At 57.6% G+C, this 15,375-nt stretch carries 18 protein-coding genes and 1 pseudogene; 9 read left to right on the top strand and 10 right to left on the bottom strand.

Features of this window, described 5'->3' with window-relative positions; translation table 11 throughout:
• Window positions 1-624 precede the first annotated feature (624 nt).
• On the bottom strand, window positions 625-888 hold the full coding sequence (locus AB7008_RS23705; protein ID WP_441259625.1) for a helix-turn-helix transcriptional regulator: 264 nt from the start codon (window positions 886-888) through the stop codon (window positions 625-627).
• A gap of 111 nt (window positions 889-999) precedes the next feature.
• On the opposite strand from AB7008_RS23705, the gene AB7008_RS23700 reads away from it, so the two are divergent.
• From AB7008_RS23700 to AB7008_RS23680, 5 genes are all read left to right on the top strand, one after another.
• A complete protein-coding gene (locus tag AB7008_RS23700) occupies window positions 1,000-1,614 on the top strand; it encodes a hypothetical protein (RefSeq protein WP_441259624.1) in 615 nt (204 codons plus the stop codon).
• Window positions 1,615-1,760: 146 nt separating this feature from the next.
• Window positions 1,761-3,113 (top strand): AAA family ATPase, encoded by a 1,353-nt coding sequence (locus AB7008_RS23695; RefSeq protein WP_441259623.1) that lies wholly within the window; start codon window positions 1,761-1,763, stop codon window positions 3,111-3,113.
• Between the two features lie 265 nt (window positions 3,114-3,378).
• Window positions 3,379-4,065: a DUF6011 domain-containing protein gene (locus tag AB7008_RS23690; protein WP_441259622.1), complete on the top strand. Its 687-nt coding sequence runs from the start codon at window positions 3,379-3,381 to the stop codon at window positions 4,063-4,065.
• Window positions 4,066-4,319: 254 nt separating this feature from the next.
• Window positions 4,320-4,463 (top strand): hypothetical protein, encoded by a 144-nt coding sequence (locus AB7008_RS23685; RefSeq protein WP_441259621.1) that lies wholly within the window; start codon window positions 4,320-4,322, stop codon window positions 4,461-4,463.
• A 254-nt stretch (window positions 4,464-4,717) separates the two neighbouring features.
• Entirely contained in the window at window positions 4,718-4,939 is a 222-nt protein-coding gene (locus AB7008_RS23680) for a hypothetical protein (RefSeq protein ID WP_441259620.1), read from the top strand.
• A gap of 66 nt (window positions 4,940-5,005) precedes the next feature.
• Here the strand turns inward: AB7008_RS23680 and AB7008_RS23675 are convergent, their stop codons facing one another.
• Complete coding sequence (locus AB7008_RS23675) at window positions 5,006-5,803, bottom strand: hypothetical protein (RefSeq protein ID WP_441259619.1); 798 nt, start codon at window positions 5,801-5,803, stop codon at window positions 5,006-5,008.
• A gap of 88 nt (window positions 5,804-5,891) precedes the next feature.
• Entirely contained in the window at window positions 5,892-6,545 is a 654-nt protein-coding gene (locus AB7008_RS23670; RefSeq protein WP_441259618.1) for a response regulator transcription factor, read from the bottom strand.
• A gap of 306 nt (window positions 6,546-6,851) precedes the next feature.
• Here AB7008_RS23670 and ligD point away from each other — a divergent pair, with 306 nt between their 5' ends.
• Complete coding sequence (ligD, locus tag AB7008_RS23665; protein ID WP_441259617.1) at window positions 6,852-7,754, top strand: non-homologous end-joining DNA ligase; 903 nt, start codon at window positions 6,852-6,854, stop codon at window positions 7,752-7,754.
• A gap of 192 nt (window positions 7,755-7,946) precedes the next feature.
• Here the strand turns inward: ligD and AB7008_RS23660 are convergent, their stop codons facing one another.
• On the bottom strand, window positions 7,947-8,663 hold the full coding sequence (locus AB7008_RS23660) for a hypothetical protein (protein WP_441259616.1): 717 nt from the start codon (window positions 8,661-8,663) through the stop codon (window positions 7,947-7,949).
• A gap of 54 nt (window positions 8,664-8,717) precedes the next feature.
• Window positions 8,718-9,389 carry an SOS response-associated peptidase gene (locus AB7008_RS23655; RefSeq protein ID WP_441259615.1) on the bottom strand — a complete coding sequence of 224 codons (672 nt, stop codon included), beginning with the start codon at window positions 9,387-9,389 and terminating at the stop codon, window positions 8,718-8,720.
• Between the two features lie 90 nt (window positions 9,390-9,479).
• Between AB7008_RS23655 and AB7008_RS23650 the strand changes: the two are divergent.
• Window positions 9,480-9,897 (top strand): annotated as a pseudogene (locus tag AB7008_RS23650) (hypothetical protein).
• Window positions 9,898-9,907: 10 nt separating this feature from the next.
• On the opposite strand, the gene AB7008_RS23645 reads toward AB7008_RS23650, so the two are convergent.
• Complete coding sequence (locus AB7008_RS23645) at window positions 9,908-10,450, bottom strand: DUF4760 domain-containing protein (RefSeq protein WP_441259614.1); 543 nt, start codon at window positions 10,448-10,450, stop codon at window positions 9,908-9,910.
• Complete coding sequence (locus AB7008_RS23640; RefSeq protein WP_441259613.1) at window positions 10,440-10,871, bottom strand: hypothetical protein; 432 nt, start codon at window positions 10,869-10,871, stop codon at window positions 10,440-10,442. The genes AB7008_RS23645 and AB7008_RS23640 overlap by 11 nt, the downstream gene beginning before the upstream one ends.
• 1,328 nt (window positions 10,872-12,199) lie before the next feature.
• Here AB7008_RS23640 and AB7008_RS23635 point away from each other — a divergent pair.
• Both AB7008_RS23635 and AB7008_RS23630 read left to right on the top strand, forming a co-directional pair.
• Window positions 12,200-12,622, top strand: a complete 423-nt coding sequence (locus tag AB7008_RS23635) for a hypothetical protein (RefSeq protein WP_441259612.1) — start codon at window positions 12,200-12,202, stop codon at window positions 12,620-12,622.
• Complete coding sequence (locus AB7008_RS23630; RefSeq protein ID WP_441259611.1) at window positions 12,606-12,953, top strand: hypothetical protein; 348 nt, start codon at window positions 12,606-12,608, stop codon at window positions 12,951-12,953. The genes AB7008_RS23635 and AB7008_RS23630 overlap by 17 nt, the downstream gene beginning before the upstream one ends.
• A 10-nt stretch (window positions 12,954-12,963) precedes the next feature.
• Here AB7008_RS23630 and AB7008_RS23625 read toward each other — a convergent pair whose 3' ends face one another.
• From AB7008_RS23625 to AB7008_RS23615, 3 genes are read right to left on the bottom strand one after another with little or no spacing between them, the layout of a single operon-like run.
• Window positions 12,964-13,275 (bottom strand): hypothetical protein, encoded by a 312-nt coding sequence (locus AB7008_RS23625; protein ID WP_441259610.1) that lies wholly within the window; start codon window positions 13,273-13,275, stop codon window positions 12,964-12,966.
• Between the two features lie 52 nt (window positions 13,276-13,327).
• Entirely contained in the window at window positions 13,328-14,836 is a 1,509-nt protein-coding gene (locus AB7008_RS23620) for a GNAT family N-acetyltransferase (protein WP_441259609.1), read from the bottom strand.
• Window positions 14,790-15,299, bottom strand: coding sequence for an ASCH domain-containing protein (locus AB7008_RS23615; protein ID WP_441259608.1), 510 nt, complete (start codon window positions 15,297-15,299; stop codon window positions 14,790-14,792). Before AB7008_RS23615 ends, AB7008_RS23620 begins: the two co-directional genes overlap by 47 nt.
• Window positions 15,300-15,375 lie beyond the last annotated feature (76 nt).

Below are 15,375 nucleotides of genomic sequence, written 5' to 3'. Positions count from 1 at the left end.
GTTTAGTTTTATGCGAACTGGTACTATTTAGGGACGTGAAGATGGTCGATCTTGCAACAAGAATGTCCCGCGCGCATCGGGCATCCCTCGGCGAAGGCTAGCTTCAGCCTGAGCAGCGCGCAGATGCCGGGGTCGATTTGCCGCTCTTGTGCTTCTTACCGCGCAAGACCGTCGCCATCGAAACACCCCGTCAACCCCTCTTCACGAAAATATTCTACTTTCCAGAATTTCGGATTTATGGCATACACCATTCATCCCGGCCCAACCAAAGGGGCGTTCGCGACCGTCACGAGATGCGGGCCGGGTTGCGGTGGACGCGGCAGCGCCGGTGCGATTGGCGTGATGACAGGGCGGGCAACCCGTGAGTCCTCACGCGACGCGATACGACACGGCGCAGTCACAGCGGGCTTGTCGGATGTCTTGGGTGAGCACGCGCTAGCCCCTGATGATCAGGCAAAACCGTCCGCGGACGGAGAAGTCGTGTGGTCCTGACGTCCAGCACTATTTTTGTGGCTCGAAAACAAATAAAACCCCTGTTATTGCTGGGTTTTCTCGATTTAGCTCGGAGAAGAATGCGGACAGATGGAAGCGCTGGGACCCATTAGGCCCTAGTCTCACGGGGCTCTAGCCCCGCTTGCGCCGTCTGTGACGGTTCCTGTTCAGGTTGAATTGATCGACCACCTCCTGCCACGCGATGATCTCGCACTCGTACCAGAACCGCCGATGCGGGCTCATGAAGGTGCCGCTGGGAAATTTCTTGGCCTTGATCATCCGATACATGGTGGCTCGGGAGAATGGGACGACAGCGAGTACCGCCTGTTCATCGAGCATGCGGCGGAGAAGGGTTCCGTTTGGCGCTACGCCCTCCGCTTCAGGCATTTTATCCATGGTCGTGGCCTTGGTGATGTCGCGAACGCTACGCCAGCGAGCCCCCAGTACCGTTTTATTTATTGATCCGGCGGCTTTCGCCCGCCCCCGTTTCGGACGAGAATACCCTGCATGGTTCCGCTGGCTCGAACATACGATCAGGGCCTTGCCGAGATCGCCGAGGCAGACGCAGTCGCCTATGCGCGCCAGCTAGTGTGCATGGTGCGCGACGAGAAGTTGGAATTTTGCGGCGTCCCATTGAACTGGTTCGACAAAGGTGACAACCACCTTGCCGCCCGCAAGCTCATCGAGAGATTGGCGGTGCTGTCCCCGGATTTGATGCTGGACCTACCGCATCTAGCGCACGCCGGTTGGGGCCTCGCCCATGAGGCTTTGCTGAACCTGCACGTCCAGTACGAACACCAGGGTAAGCCGCGTCCCCCTGCGTTAGCGGCCTACATTCAGGAACTCGCCTCAGGCCGGACCTATCTGCATATCCCTTCGAAGAAGCGGGAAGATAACTTCCTGCGGAAGATCGCAATCAACTTCATCGTCGGTTCGGTTTGCGAACGCTTCAAAATGAAACCGACACGGTCGTCACGCAGGAAGCCGAGCGGATGCTCGATTGTGACGAAGGCCCTAGCCGACGAGAGAATTGCGATTGGCGAGGATGCGGTGACAGCGATCTGGGCACAGCTCGGCAAGGTCGCCTTTCCAGCCGAGTTTCGCGCCGGATGGGTTCAATAAATAAAACGGTTCGGACCGACCTTTGCGATAGATGAGAAGACGCCGCTCTCAACTCTATTGGGAGCGGCGTCTTTCATTTTAGCTACATCTTCAACTGTGCCCTGGCAGGCGGTTGTCGGTGTAGCGCAATGCCAAGGAGCGCGCAAATGCCGATCACGACAGAGCCCCTCACCGATTGGGACCGATATGAGATCGCCCGCCTCCAACAAGAAACCGGGCTCGGCCTAAACGACGCACAACTGTTGCATCACTATCGAAATGGACCAATGCGGCACATGTACTCGCATGAGCTTCGCCGATGCGAGGCTCTCGAAGATAGGATCGCGGCGAAGCATGCAGAAACCGTAATCCCGCTCCGCATGAACGACAACGGCTCTAGTCCGCAAGCACGCCGGGGGCCAACGGCGATCCCAGCGTTGGGACAGGCAGAACCCCTCGCAGCGCTCGACATCTCCAACTGGGATAACGAAGAAGTCCCCCAGCGAGATTGGGCGGTGCGCAACCGCATCCCTCGTCGCGCCGTCACGCTACTTTCGGGTGAAGGCGGTGTCGGAAAGTCCATCCTGACCTTGCAGCTATGCTGCGCCCATGTGCTCGGGCGCGACTGGTTCGGCTCTATGCCAGAGCCAGGACCAGCAATCTATCTCGACGCCGAGGACGACGAGGCTGAACTGCACTTCAGGTTGGAGGCAATCCGAGACCATCTCGGCGTTACATTCAGAGAATTGGACGACGGCTGTCTGAATCTCATGTCTCTCGCGGGAAAGGATGCCGTGCTAGGTGTGCCGGATCGCGCGGGCATCATTCGGCCTTCTGAGCTTTTCGAAGAACTGATGCGGACAGCAACGAACATCAAGCCGGTGCTGATCGTGCTGAACTCCGCCGCCGACTTGTTTGCGGGCAACGAGAACAGTCGTAGCGAGGTCCGGCAATTCGTTGGTTTGCTGCGTCGCCTCGGTATCGCCAGCGGCGCAGCGGTGCTGCTCACCTCGCACCCGAGCCTAACCGGCCTTTCGACCGGCAGCGGCCTCAGCGGTTCGACCGGCTGGACCAACAGCGTTAGGTCGAGGCTGTTCTTTAAAACGAGTGAGACCGACGACGGCGGCAAATCAGACCAGCGAGAATTAATCGTCCGAAAGAACAACTATGGACCTACAGGCGAGACAGTCCGCATGGTCTGGCGCAACGGCCTGTTCGTTCCGCTGTCCGCTCCGTCGAGCATCGAGCGGGCCATCGCCGAGCACAAGATTGATGACCTGTTCATGGGCCTGCTCGCCCGGTTCAGCCACGAGGGCAGGAAGGTCAGCGACAAGACCGGCACCAACTATGCGCCCGCCAAGTTCGCGGCCGAACCGGAAGCCAAGACCGCCAAGTGTAGCAAGGAGGCGCTGGCCGACGCCATGCGGCGGCTGTTTACTGCCGAGAAAATCCGGGTTCAGGAAGATGGGCCGCCATCCCATCGACGGTCCCGGCTGGTGATCGTCGGGGGCGTGTCATGAGGCTTCCACCGATCCTTCCACCGACCTTCCACCGCCTTCCACCGGGGTGTGCTTCCACCCCCCTTATACCCCCCACGCGCTGGAAGGGGTGGAAGCGCGTCTTGGGGGACGCCCACCCTTCCACCGCTTTAACAGGGCGGAAACCGCGCCTGGTGGCCCCCGGGTGATCCAGAGGAGACGCGACCATGACAGATGGCCAACACGCGAACAATGGGCGGAGCGACGACGGGAGCAGCCCGGACTACTGCCGGACGATTACCGAGCCATGGAGCCAAAGTTTCCTCGCAACCATTTCGGCGACTATGCCAGCACCGCCGAATACGACGATGTGATCCACTCGCTCAAACAGGCGTGGCGCGACCTCGGACGTGCGATGAGAGCCAACCCTGATTCTAATGCGAAGGCTGAGCTGAGCCACAAACGTCACGAGTTGAACATCATGATCAACAATCTGCGTGAGCAGTCGCGCCTCCCGTTATACTTTGCGCATGAGGAGCTGGCGGCACTGGTGCCATTGCTCGGCGAGATCGAGGCGCGCTACACAGCCGCACGCGATGCATGGAAGGTGGCACACGACCGATGGTGGGAAAGCAGGCCACCCGTTGACAACGGCGATGAGGCATGGGCTGCCGAACTGAAGCGGCGGCAGGAGTGGGAAGAGGACGCGCGCCAAAATGCGGAGCGGCGAGCCGCTTGGGAAGCGGGCCGCGAAGAGCGCGAGCGTCAACAACGCGAGGAAGCCATCGCGCGCGGTGTCGCCAGTAGGGCGAGGCGTCGCGAGGAAAAGTTTCGTAAGGCCGTGCAAGACCTACGCGACCATGCACTTCGACCCGGCACCATCTGCCGGTGTTGCGGAAAGTACCTCACTGACCCGCCATCCATCGCTCGCAGCATCGGTCCCGAGTGCTGGGAGATTATCCTCAAGCGCATTGAGCGCAGACAAACCGCCTGATGCCCCGTCACCCACCATCGCGCCCGAACGCCAACCGGATGCGCCGACAGCCGCATCCTGGAACGCCGCCGTCAGCCGCATCAAAGCGGAAGCGGCGGAGCGAGCCTAAGGGACGATCGGGGCGCGAGCGTGAGCGAGTCCCATCGCAGCGTCGCCCTAACAAGCCGCCGCCACCACCGAACGAACAAAGACGGAAAGATCGCGAGCGACAACGCCGCTACCGCGCTCGCAACAAGGCTGGCGAGAAGCGATATGTGGTCGTCGCGAGAGAGCATTGGGTTGCCGAGGCCATGCTGCTCTCGGGGCGGATGAAAGAAACGGATGTTTCAAATCACTTACTTGTCGAAGCGGCGCTCTCGCGCGTGGTCGTCGAGTGGATAGCGCGCTGGTTAAAATAAATGTCACCGCGTGACACTCGCGCGACGTGCTTTGCTGTACCCTGAACGAGCCATTGAAAACGCGACCTTCGCCACCGAGGCAATCTTCATGCCGAAGTACACAAGGCTACAGCAGGCACTGATATCCGCTGAAGCGGACATGCATGTCGCAATTCGTCGAGCAGACTTAGCCCGGCAAAAGTACCTACTGCTACGTCAAAAGGAAAAAATGGTCGAACGTCGGCTGGTACTGGTTAAATCTAAGGGAGGCAATCGTGACCACAGCAAATAAAGGCGATCTCGTATCTCGAAAAGCTGAGGCGGTGGAGCGGACGTTCGGGGTGGAGCCTATAGAGGGGCTGCCGACAACGCTTGGTGCGGCATTGCTGGACCTATCGAAGATGGCGGCAGCGATGCACCCAGACGACATTTCTCTGTCGCTTGATCTGCCTGCGGGAATTTTGACGTTCAGAGCTTATAGGCGAGAGCGACGATGAACCTCGTTTAAAGACCGTTGCAGGTGTTGCCATTCGATGCGGCGGAGCGGGCAATGCTTTAGAGAGTCATCTCATTTGATCGTAGGCGTCTGCGAGAAAATGGTCAAAGCTCTCGATCCGTATGAGACCGAGACGTGGATATTCCATATCGGTCACAATGTAGAGGGCGACAGTCAGCGTTCCTGCAAAGAGCAGCATATGTATCCAACTGTGTCCTGCGCTCGCGGCCATCCCGAACCCGGCGAGCAGTGAGCAACCAAGGCCGAGGCCAAACAGCATGAAGTAAATGATCTGCGGTGGGTGCTTTTCTGCGGCACCTGCACGCAGGCGCGCGACCTCAAAGAGACTATTCAGCGCCGGGAGCGATAGAGCGCATGCAGGACGATAGTTCGGCTGTGGGCAGGCTGCGACTGCCGCGTCCCATAGTTGGTTTTTGAGTTCAAGCACCTTTTTCTCTTGCTGGTCGGAGAAATCCTCCGCCCGCTGGAGCAGCAAGAAATCATGGGCTAAGCGATACAGATCGATCCGGGCGCGGACGTAGTCTTTGAGGCCGGTCTGAAGCTTGAGCGCATCATCTCCGCCGAAAAGGCTTAGTCTATCATATGCCGTGGTAGCCGCCGTCGCTTCCTGAATGACTAACTGTCGGCGATCATCGAAGCGCTGCAGGGCACCCGAGATAGTGAAGGCCAGCAGCAGACCCATCAGGCCGAATATCGCGCCCTCAACGGTTGCCAGCCCTCCAGTGCCCTCGGTGTCGCTCCGCGTGCGATACCGAAAACCGAGACGTTGACCTAATCGTAGCAAGATCAGTGAGCCGACAAAAAACAGCGCGGCTATGGCTACGGCGAACAACAAGAAGTTCATTTGACCTCACGCGGACCGGCCGCCTGACGCCGCCAAAGTGTGACGGAAGAGTTGCAACCCCTTTAAGCAGATCATCCGGCCTTTTGCGTCATCGCTTTTCGGGCGATGCAGTAGCCGACGTAAGAACGCCCATTCGCTCGGCAACAGACACAAGTTCCGCCAAGGACCGAACCTGCAGTTTCTCCATCACACTATGGCGATGGGCTTTGATGGTCCGTTCGGTGCAGCCTAATGCGCGGGCGAGGTGCTTGTTCGTGCCGCCGCGAATGACAAGTTCAAAGACTTGCCGCTCGCGCGGCGTCAATGTTGCGATACGGGAAAGTACGGCTTCACGCGCGTGTTTTTGGATAAGCATGGCATGGTGATGCAGCATCGCTCGTTCTACGACTGGAAGAAGCTGATCCGATGATACTGGTTTGATCAGAAAGTCCTCCCCACCAGCTTTGATGGTCTTCACCGTGGTCGCAATATCGGCGGAGCCGGTGAGGAATATGATCGGAATTGTCGAACCAAGTTCGAGTAGACGTTGTTGCAGCTCTGGGCCGCTCATTCCGGGAAGGCGCACGTCAAGGAGGATGCAACTCGTCACGTCATCATTCGGCAAACGATCCAGAAGATGCTGCGCCGTAGGATAGGTGGAGACCTGATAACCGAATTGGTTCAACAGTGCTTCTATTGCTTTGCAAAATCCCGCGTTGTCATCGACAACATGAACGTGCTTCGCGGCAACCTTCAATTCCACGGCTTCGACCTCCGGCCTTCGCCAAGAATTGACGAGCACAACCTCAAGGGTGCTCAAATGCGCTCATCCGGGTCAACCGGCACTCTGGGATACCCTGTACTCATGGATCGCGGGTCGGAGTTCCCCTCCTAACATTTGTTAAGCGGCAACCTGCGTAACCAGTGTGCTGGTGACCGAACTGTTCGGAATCGAACCACTGGTGGCGGTAAGAGCGGTCACGTCCCCTGATTGTTCGAGATGTTCGGGAAGTAAGTAAGATGATCGGTATTGCCCCCAAAGTGCGGCGGCCTTTTGTGAGTTTCCTGAGTGTCAAAGCGTATTGAGATGCCGGGGTTCATTAAACCCCAGTTAGCTAACTTGAAGTCTAAGGCCCCAAAGGGCGATCAGTGGCTTCATGAAATCAAGTACGACGGCTACCGCGTTCAGGTCCATCTCAACCGGGGTAGGAAGAAGGTCTTCACCCGCAACGGGCTGGACTGGACCAAGCGGTTCACCGAGATTGCCAGTGCACTGGCCATTCAAGGCGAAGCCATCATCGACGGTGAGGTAGTGGTCGTCCACGGAGGGCGTACCAACTTCTCAGAGCTGCAGGCGGAGTTGGCTGCGGGCAGACAGGGGCGGCTCGTATACTACGCCTTCGACCTCCTTTGGAGGAATGGCGACCTTCGTAAGCTGCCGCAGATCGAGCGCAAGCAACTGCTCTTAGACTTGCTCGGCGAGAACGACATCGAACTTGCGGTGCTGTTTTCCGAACATCTCATCGGCGACGGTCAGAAGATGTTTGAGCATGCTGCCAAGCTGAATTGGGAAGGCATCATTTCCAAGCGAGCGGACGCCCCGTATCGGTCAGGGCGAAATGAGAACTGGCTGAAGATCAAGGCTGTGCAGAAAGGGAAGTTTCCTGTCGTCGGGTTCGTCAAAGACCCAACCGGCGTTCCAGCGCTCGATCTCGGCAAGCAGGAAGGCAACGACCTCGTGTACATGGGCAAGGTCGGGACCGGATGGTCTCGCACTGTTTCCAGCCAGATTAGGAAGCAGCTCGATACCGTCGTGAGCCCGAAGTCGAAGCTAACCAAAACGATCCGGAAGCCGAAGGCGACATGGGTTGAACCAAGGTTCTTCGCGAACATTGAGTATCGAGACATCACATCGGAAGGCTTGCTGCGTGCCAGTTCGTTCAAAGGACTTTCTCGGAAGGATGAATCCTAATTGTCGCATCTGCTTCGGACTAGGATGGGTATGCGAAAATCATCCGAAGCGGGCTTGGAGCGACGAATTGGGTTGCCAGTGTGGCGCGGGGATGCCGTGCGAGTGTGGCGCCACCAGCGAGCTTGAAGAGCCTGACGTGAGCAAAGTCCTCGAAGTCCGGTCAACGCGACATTAGCGTACCGGCCTTTTACGTTACGACGACGTTGTTGGCGTCGAGGGAGAGGCTCCGGCAGCACCTTGATTATTGCTTTCGCATTTCCATGCTGGCGCAATGTGAGGGAGATGCTTTGCGCCGATCTCGATGATTCGTGGACAGAGCAAACGGCGTTCGTTCAACAACACCTCGGCAAGCTCGATGACTAGCGGCATCTTCAGATTCGCGGCGAGATCAATCCCGCGTCGCATGAACGCCTCATCATAAGGTTTCGGCCACGTGCCATTGGACCGTTCGTGATTTGCGCCAAAATAGTTCACCTTGTCCTGAGCTGCGTTGCTGCCAAGCGCGATCTGGATGAAGTCACGTTCGAGAAGCGGCACACCTTTACTGTCCACCAGACGGTTTCTACGAAATAGTTGGTACTCTACAGCGAACGCCGCGCAGGCGACCGTTTCGCGTTGTGACTGCGTTAGGAGGGGCATGCGGGTTCGCGCCAGACCGGGAGACCCGGGATCGTCAACGAACTCCATGAGCACGGGCGCTATGCCCGTCATCAACGCAGCCGTCGCGTGTCCAGCCTCGTGCAGGCAGATAGCGGCTGCCGAGGGCGTCTCATAGTCGATCCCTTGCGGAATAGTCTGCAAGCTGGTCCTCCTTGTTGTAATCAATGCGACTATGCCCTGCGCGAGGGTGATGAACAGAGTCGGAAGGCCAACTACCGCTCTCGACTTGTCACTCAGCCACTTGCGCATGCTTTCTCCACATACCCAGCGGCGACATTAAATGCAGGATCAGCGGCACGTGAGTTAGTCTTTCTGCAATGCTGTAATATCTTCCTTATCAGCCCCACGCGCCACGATCCTCAACGAATCGTCCGGCAAAGGCCGCTGCAACGCCTTAGCCTCGTCCCACGGCGCTCGCATCCAGACATCACGCTCCTCACCGGTCAACAGAATGACCGGCATGGCCTTGGGATGGATCGGTTCGACGATGGCGTTCGGTGACGTGGTCAGAAAGCCGTAGACGTTGTGCGGCCCCGAAATCGGCTTCGATTTCGTGCCGCGCTCTCCTTTGAACTCGGTCCAGATGCCCGCGAAGCAGGTCAGCGGCCCGGCGTCATTGATCGCGAACCAGACGACATCATTTTTCTTGGTGTGCGGGTTCGGCTCCGGCGCATACTCGGCGAAGCTGTTGAACGGCACCAGACAACGGCTTTCCGGCTTCAGCCAGCCGCGCCAGTGCGGCGAGGAGGTGTTGCGGATATTGGTCACTGGCGGTCCGCCTGTGCGCGGCGGCGGCGGCATGCCCCAGCGCATCAGGATTAGCTCACGCTCGGTGCCTGCATTGCGAATGACCGGCGCGGGATAGTCAGGGAAGACTCCCGGCATCGGCGCGAGGTTGCCGACATAGCGGTTCACCACGCGGAACAGCGCCCGGATGGCTTCTTGGTTCGTCGTGATGGAATAAAGGTTACACACAGCCCGTACCTATAGTGCAGCCAGCCCGTTCCGAGCCTCAAAACCTAGTAAAGTTGCTCGGCGCTGCCAACACCGCTGTAATGGCCCGCGATGAGCACAAAAACACGCGAGGTTATCTGGGGCGGCCGGATCATGGCCGCGAAGATGCGTGCCGAGACGGCCCGCAAGGAGGCTAGGAAGGCCGCCCGTGCGGCTGATCGTGCCGAGGCGGAAGCATGGTCGGTCCGCATGGAAGGATATGGCGGGCCAGCGCAGACAAGCCCAACGATTGGCCAATGCCTGAACGGCGGTTACGGCTGGTTGGAGATCGAATGTTGCCGATGCAAGACACGGGCGAGCATGCCGTTGGATGCGATCCGCAGGGCGCGTGACACGCCGATCTGGAAGTTAGAGGCGTCCTTCCGATGTCGATCCTGCGGCACCCGCCGTTACAAGCCGCCGGTCCGCAAGATCAAGTTGACGGAGCAACGGGAGATTACGCTGGGTGCATCCTGATGAAGAGCGTTAAGGCGGGGATATCAAGGAGGGGCATTGAGCGGAATAGGGCCACGTCGCAACGGTGGCCCCCTGTGTTGCCAGCGCAGAGGAAGCTCGGGATTTGTCATCCAACGAAAATGAAGTCTGCGAAAGCTGCGAAAGTAGAGGTCCGCGTTGTGTTTGTCCCGGATGTGATCAATTAGCTTTGCTGTGTCAGCCATCACATCCAACACGAAACCTTTCCAGTAAACGTAGCAGATGCGTTCGTCGAATGTGCCGTTCTCAATCCCAACTGCCATTAATTCGAAAACGTTGAGATAATTCCGCACGTAACCGTAGTGCGCCGATTTGCAAAAATCGTCCAGGTCGGCGGTTACACGAAGCGCATCGACGCCATCCCTGAATTTGTCATAGGCGGCGATCAGTTTATCGTCCATTTCAGTTTTCAGAAAGAAGTCGATTGCGGCTCTACGCCGAGCAACTCCTTTTTGCGCAATCAGCGACCACGTCGCTACGCCCAACGCACAGAATGCGACAAGTACAGTTCCGATTGGTGCGAGTTTGGCGATGTATTCAAAGCTCACAATGTCCCTCCCTTCGCCTGAGTGCGTCAGCAATGCGCGAGGTCGAGTAAACGACGACCGAAACGAAGGCGCTCGTGAAGTAGATGATGGCAGCAAGCACCATATCGATCACTGTTCTACTGTAGACAACCATGACGAAGCACAGCACAATCGCCACGATGCTGACGATCACAGTAAAAAAATCTCCGGATCGCGCCGCATAAATGAAAGGTGCTATAGCAGTCAGCAGCACGCACATTGCGACCATGATCAGTGCAATAGCCGATCCCCCAGTCGTCATTGAGGGGGCAAGTTGCTTAAGGATATTGTCGATATCCGGCTTAGGGATATCGCCGGTGTATATGAGATAAAAATAGGTGCCGACTAACAATGTGATTACGGCAAAAGACGTAAATTTTACAGCAAACCGAACGTATTCCATTCAAAGGTCTTTCTGGCTGGATCATCGTTGAGCTAAGGCGGTTTTCCGATAAGCCTCGATCATCGCAGGCGTAATGTCATGGGTATAGCAAAGCGGTGCCGCGCCGCCCGGTCGAGAATAGGCGCTCCGGGAGCCGCACGCTCTTCCGTTACGCATGGTGTCATCAGGACAAGCGCACGGCCTACCAGTTGCGTGATACTGAGCCCGGCTTGCTTTGATGATGATCGCAGCGATGGCTGCAGCGGTCAGCACCATCTCGACCTTACGCTTCGTCTCGGTAGGTGCGGGTTTCTCAAGAACAGGAGCGGTCGCCACCTTCTCGGGCTGAGTCTTGACGGTGGGTGCCGGACTGGTTGGAGCGCCTGATGTCGCTGCCGGTGCGCTAGGGAGTGATACAGGGGACGTGAATGTAACGGACTTGGTTAATGGAGGCTGAGACTGCGCGATTGCCGCTACGGGTGCATTGTTCACGGGATTGCTGTGACGACCTATGGTGTAGGCCCCCAGAGCTGTGACGCTCAGCAGAAAGACTATCGTTTTTGCCCCCATAACAGCATTCAATAGCAGCTCGCGAGCAGGTGCAAGTTCGCTCAACGTGGCATTGCGCTGCAACACAGAATTGAATATCGTCGGTCATGCCGGAGGCATCCCGTGAAGAATTCGGCTATCGCGTGTTTCTCACTTTTCTTCGGGATGATCGGTGCCGCAGTGGGAGAACCGATTTCGGCCTCCCAGATCGCTGTCGTTGATGGCGACACCATTGATGCACACGGACATCGATATCGCCTGGTCGGCTATGACACGCCCGAGATCACGACAAGAAGGCGGAAGGTAGGACCCGAGGAACAAGCCGTTGCCGCAATCGCGAAGGAACGATTCACGGAGCTGTTGGGGAGCGGTACTCTCGATCTATCTGAAGTGCCTTGTTCGTGTCCAGCTAACAAACTCCGCAATGGCACGTGCAATCATGGGCGGAAATGCGCCGTCCTTTCCGTGAACGGTAGGAACGTCGGCGATACACTGATCGCTGAAGAACTGGCGGTCCCTTACACTTGCTCCGCGACGCGCTGTCCTCGAATGCCTGATTGGCCACGGATTATTAGACAGCAGATGAGGTAGTCCGACGACCCTGGGACGGGGTGGGTTTGTCCCCCAATCAAATGGGGGCGGGGGGAACGGTCCGTTCTTTTCAGGGCGAACAATTCCAGCGCGGCGGCGCTCCGAATTTGCTACCGCCCGTAGTAGGCGTTTATGGAGCCGCAGCAAGTTCTTCCACGGGTTGGAGAAAATCCTGCTACAATGGCCCGGAAGGACCGTGAGGCACGTCCATGCCCCGTCAAGCCGCCGCAGCCGCCACCTTCGCCGCCAACAATTCGACGCGCGAGCTGCTGAAGCCGCCGGACGACCTCGACCAGTTGGAGCGCGCTGAGTTCGTCAGCCTCGTCGTCGGCGCTCCCGCTTCACACTTTCTGCCGTCCGATCTGCCGCTGCTCGCGGCCTACGCCAAGGCCATCGTGGCCGAGCGCATCGCTGCCGGTGAGCTAGCTGCCGCCTACGTCATCGACGGGAAGCCGAGTCCGTGGTTGCCAATCTGGCAAGGCAAGGTCCGAGCGCTGACGACGCTGGCGCGAATGCTGTCGCTCTCACCCGGCGGCAGGGTGCCGAGCAAGTTCCCGACGGAGGCCGAGCCGGTCAGCTATTACACGCGCATGAGCCTGTTGGAGGGCCGCCGCGATGACGAGCCGAACTGACCGCGCCGCATTCGAGGTGGCCATCGATCTCGCCCGCAAAGACCCCCTGCAGCGCAAACGGATCGATGCCAAGTTCGCCGCTGGCGTGGACTTCGTGAACATCGGCAAAGCCGCCGCCTATCACTGCCAGATCGAGTCGCTCGGTTTGCTACCGTGGCAATCGCCGCCTTGCTACGCCGATATGCGGGCGCTGAATGAGCCCTACGGCGACCCCAGCGGTCGGCGGGAGAGTGCCGAGCTGGCGCTGCGAATGCAGCGCCAGGACGTCAGCAGATGGAACGCGGACCCGGTCGCGGCGTGCGTCGAGGCCGAGCAGCGCAAAGCGGGTTGACGAAATGCCACTATCGACGTTTGCCAAGCGATGGCAGGCCACCCGGCGTAGGGCGACCCTGCAGTCGACTCCAGTCATTCGAGACCCAACCCTTGTTGATCTCTTTGACGGTCTTCGCCTCGGCCTCGGTCGCCGGTCGCGTGGTGTCAACGACGTCATCCCAACCATCGACCAAGTCGGAATCGGCCTCGGGATGTTTCTCATGACCTTTAGGCTTCAGGTTCTTTTTCTTATTAAGTGAGGCGCGCTCGACCACCATCGCCGCCAGCATCTCCGTGCGACGGGCCAGATACTTTCTTCGCTTCTCTTTCGATCCTGCCATCTGGCTGCATCCTAGTTCTAAGGTCGCACTCAGCTCGGCACAAAAAAGCATCCTAAAATGCGAAACCGAGGTCAAGCGCACCTCTAAGGGCTCGATACTGATCCTCTGACAGTATCGTAATCGACTGGTACGGATGGTTTCCGAGAACGCCGAGACGTTGAAGGTCCACCAAGCCGACAGCGGGTTGCGTGTGACCAACTAAAAGGAAGTCGATTACTTTGACCGGTGACGCAGGCGTTGGATTCATCGCGCGCATCTCCTCAGGCGAATACACCGAGCGTTTGGCAGTGTGCTTTATAAGCTCATCTGGGTCGTCGATATCCCTCACCTGTTCAGCGATTGCGAGCGTCGTAATGGATTGGCTTGCTGCCAGACTTTCATCTTTAGACATGTAGAAGAGCAGTATGTCGCCCGGCTTAATCATGCTGGTGCGCGCGTGGCACAGATAAACTTTACGAATGGTATTTCCGGGTGTCCGGTCTTTCTCCCGCGTCAGGATCGGACCGAAGTCCGATGTCGGAAAAAGAGGCAGCTCTCTGCCGAACGCGATCTCTGGAAAAAGCCTACGGTGATAGTCCGGCTGGATTGGCACATAGAACTTGCTCACTGCTGCCCCATCATGGAAACGGGGGTAGTTGGTCCGCGCGAAATCGAGCGCGCTTTCGGTGAGTGTAGGCAGAGCGCCGCGCAGGATGGGCTTTTCCATCACTAGCTCGCCCGACGCTGACCTCTTCGTCTCCGAAAATCCGTAATACTTGAGTAATGAAATGAGAAGCGCGTGCTTGGGATAAACCGTGAGATAAACGAGGTCGTAGTTGTTGTGTTGAGCGAACCAGAGGGCTTGCTTTAACAACAGCTCACCAAACTTTTCGCCGAGATACTCGTCACGCACTTTGAAGGTGCAGATTTTTAGAATCTTCGGCCCACGGTGTTGAGTTTGAGCTTCCAAGTGCGTCTCTGTTTTTCTTATTATTAAGCCCGCTATCTCAGAATCAATCTCTAGCACCCAACACTCACGGTGAGCTTGTTTGCAACGCTCAAACCAACTATCAAATGGCGGGTAGTCCTCACGCAGACTCGCAAAGATCGGATTTCGGTCACTGAGTTCATATGCTTTGCGCTCGATGACGTGGGGAAGCTCGACCGTCTTTGCTACAAAGGTGAGCTTTAGCCATTGCAGCGCGTCGTCGATGGTGAGAACGCGGTCGCCCAATCCCACCCGCGCAGCCCGCTTGTGTAAGTTGCCGTCTTCGGAAATGAGATAGTCCACAGCCCGCGCGTCTAAAGCGGCGAGCAGCCGCGCATCTGAACGGTCATTGTCCTTTTTGATGGGGCCAAAACGCGCGACCAAATCTGCGTCGCTTTGGTTCGGCAACCGGGCTAATTTTTGAAACTTATCCAGCTTGCTGAGCGTGACTCTGCGGCGTCCCTCATCGCGATCACGCGCTATGTCGTCGTAGTTTGCGCCCTCAACGAAAAGGCCAACGCCATACTCGTTGCTAAGCCGGGAAATGTCAGCGAGTCGCGCCTCGACCGGCTTCGGGTCTTCCAGCCCGATCACTATGTGAGTGTCGATGAGTAGTTTGAAATGGTCCATCGTCTAACAATGAATTAAAGCGCTTTGTAACGTATCGGTAAGATTGCGGGGGCACAATCCCAAATAGAGCCTCAAGTTCGCTCGCGGTTAGGTGGGTACGCATCGCTTTGACGCCACCGAGCAGGATGGCAAAGCCAAACTTGATGCCAGTAAAGTAGTCGTAGAACTCTCGGCGTGAGACGCAGGCGGCGTCAGCGTGCTCTTTCCAGATTTCGGCAATCGGGAGACGCTGAACCTCTTTGATCTTGGCCCATCCGACGACGGCACGAACCGGGCTGGTCGAATAGATGTACACCTTGGTCCCGACGCTCACCGGCGCAGGGAAGCGCCTTCGAAGTTCTACAGTCTTTTGGCCATCGAGAATCTTGGCCACATATTGCGGGCGGATGCTCACCAAAAAGTCTTGCCGTGTTTCGCTGGCCTTCATTGCATTCCCCGCTTCCGAATCGACGGCTGGATTGAATCAGCACTGGAATGCACAGCCAAGTCAAATCCGGAACGAG

It is taken from the genome of Bradyrhizobium sp. 521_C7_N1_3, assembly GCF_052075975.1.
Lineage (GTDB): Bacteria > Pseudomonadota > Alphaproteobacteria > Rhizobiales > Xanthobacteraceae > Bradyrhizobium > Bradyrhizobium japonicum.
Note: the sequence above shows the minus strand (reverse complement) of the source record. Positions and strands in the feature narration are given on the sequence as shown.

What these genes read in the sequence shown, in the direction of transcription:
- AB7008_RS23635 (WP_441259612.1), top strand. Translation starts at nt 12,200, where the DNA reads ATGCCCCGTCAAGCCGCCGCAGCCGCCACCTTCGCCGCCAACAATTCG.
- AB7008_RS23690 (WP_441259622.1), top strand. Translation starts at nt 3,379, where the DNA reads ATGGAGCCAAAGTTTCCTCGCAACCATTTCGGCGACTATGCCAGCACC.
- AB7008_RS23640 (WP_441259613.1), bottom strand. Translation starts at nt 10,871, where the DNA reads ATGGAATACGTTCGGTTTGCTGTAAAATTTACGTCTTTTGCCGTAATC.
- AB7008_RS23705 (WP_441259625.1), bottom strand. Translation starts at nt 888, where the DNA reads ATGGATAAAATGCCTGAAGCGGAGGGCGTAGCGCCAAACGGAACCCTT.
- AB7008_RS23615 (WP_441259608.1), bottom strand. Translation starts at nt 15,299, where the DNA reads ATGAAGGCCAGCGAAACACGGCAAGACTTTTTGGTGAGCATCCGCCCG.
- AB7008_RS23660 (WP_441259616.1), bottom strand. Translation starts at nt 8,663, where the DNA reads ATGCGCAAGTGGCTGAGTGACAAGTCGAGAGCGGTAGTTGGCCTTCCG.
- AB7008_RS23625 (WP_441259610.1), bottom strand. Translation starts at nt 13,275, where the DNA reads ATGGCAGGATCGAAAGAGAAGCGAAGAAAGTATCTGGCCCGTCGCACG.
- AB7008_RS23695 (WP_441259623.1), top strand. Translation starts at nt 1,761, where the DNA reads ATGCCGATCACGACAGAGCCCCTCACCGATTGGGACCGATATGAGATC.
- AB7008_RS23675 (WP_441259619.1), bottom strand. Translation starts at nt 5,803, where the DNA reads ATGAACTTCTTGTTGTTCGCCGTAGCCATAGCCGCGCTGTTTTTTGTC.
- AB7008_RS23700 (WP_441259624.1), top strand. Translation starts at nt 1,000, where the DNA reads ATGGTTCCGCTGGCTCGAACATACGATCAGGGCCTTGCCGAGATCGCC.
- AB7008_RS23630 (WP_441259611.1), top strand. Translation starts at nt 12,606, where the DNA reads ATGACGAGCCGAACTGACCGCGCCGCATTCGAGGTGGCCATCGATCTC.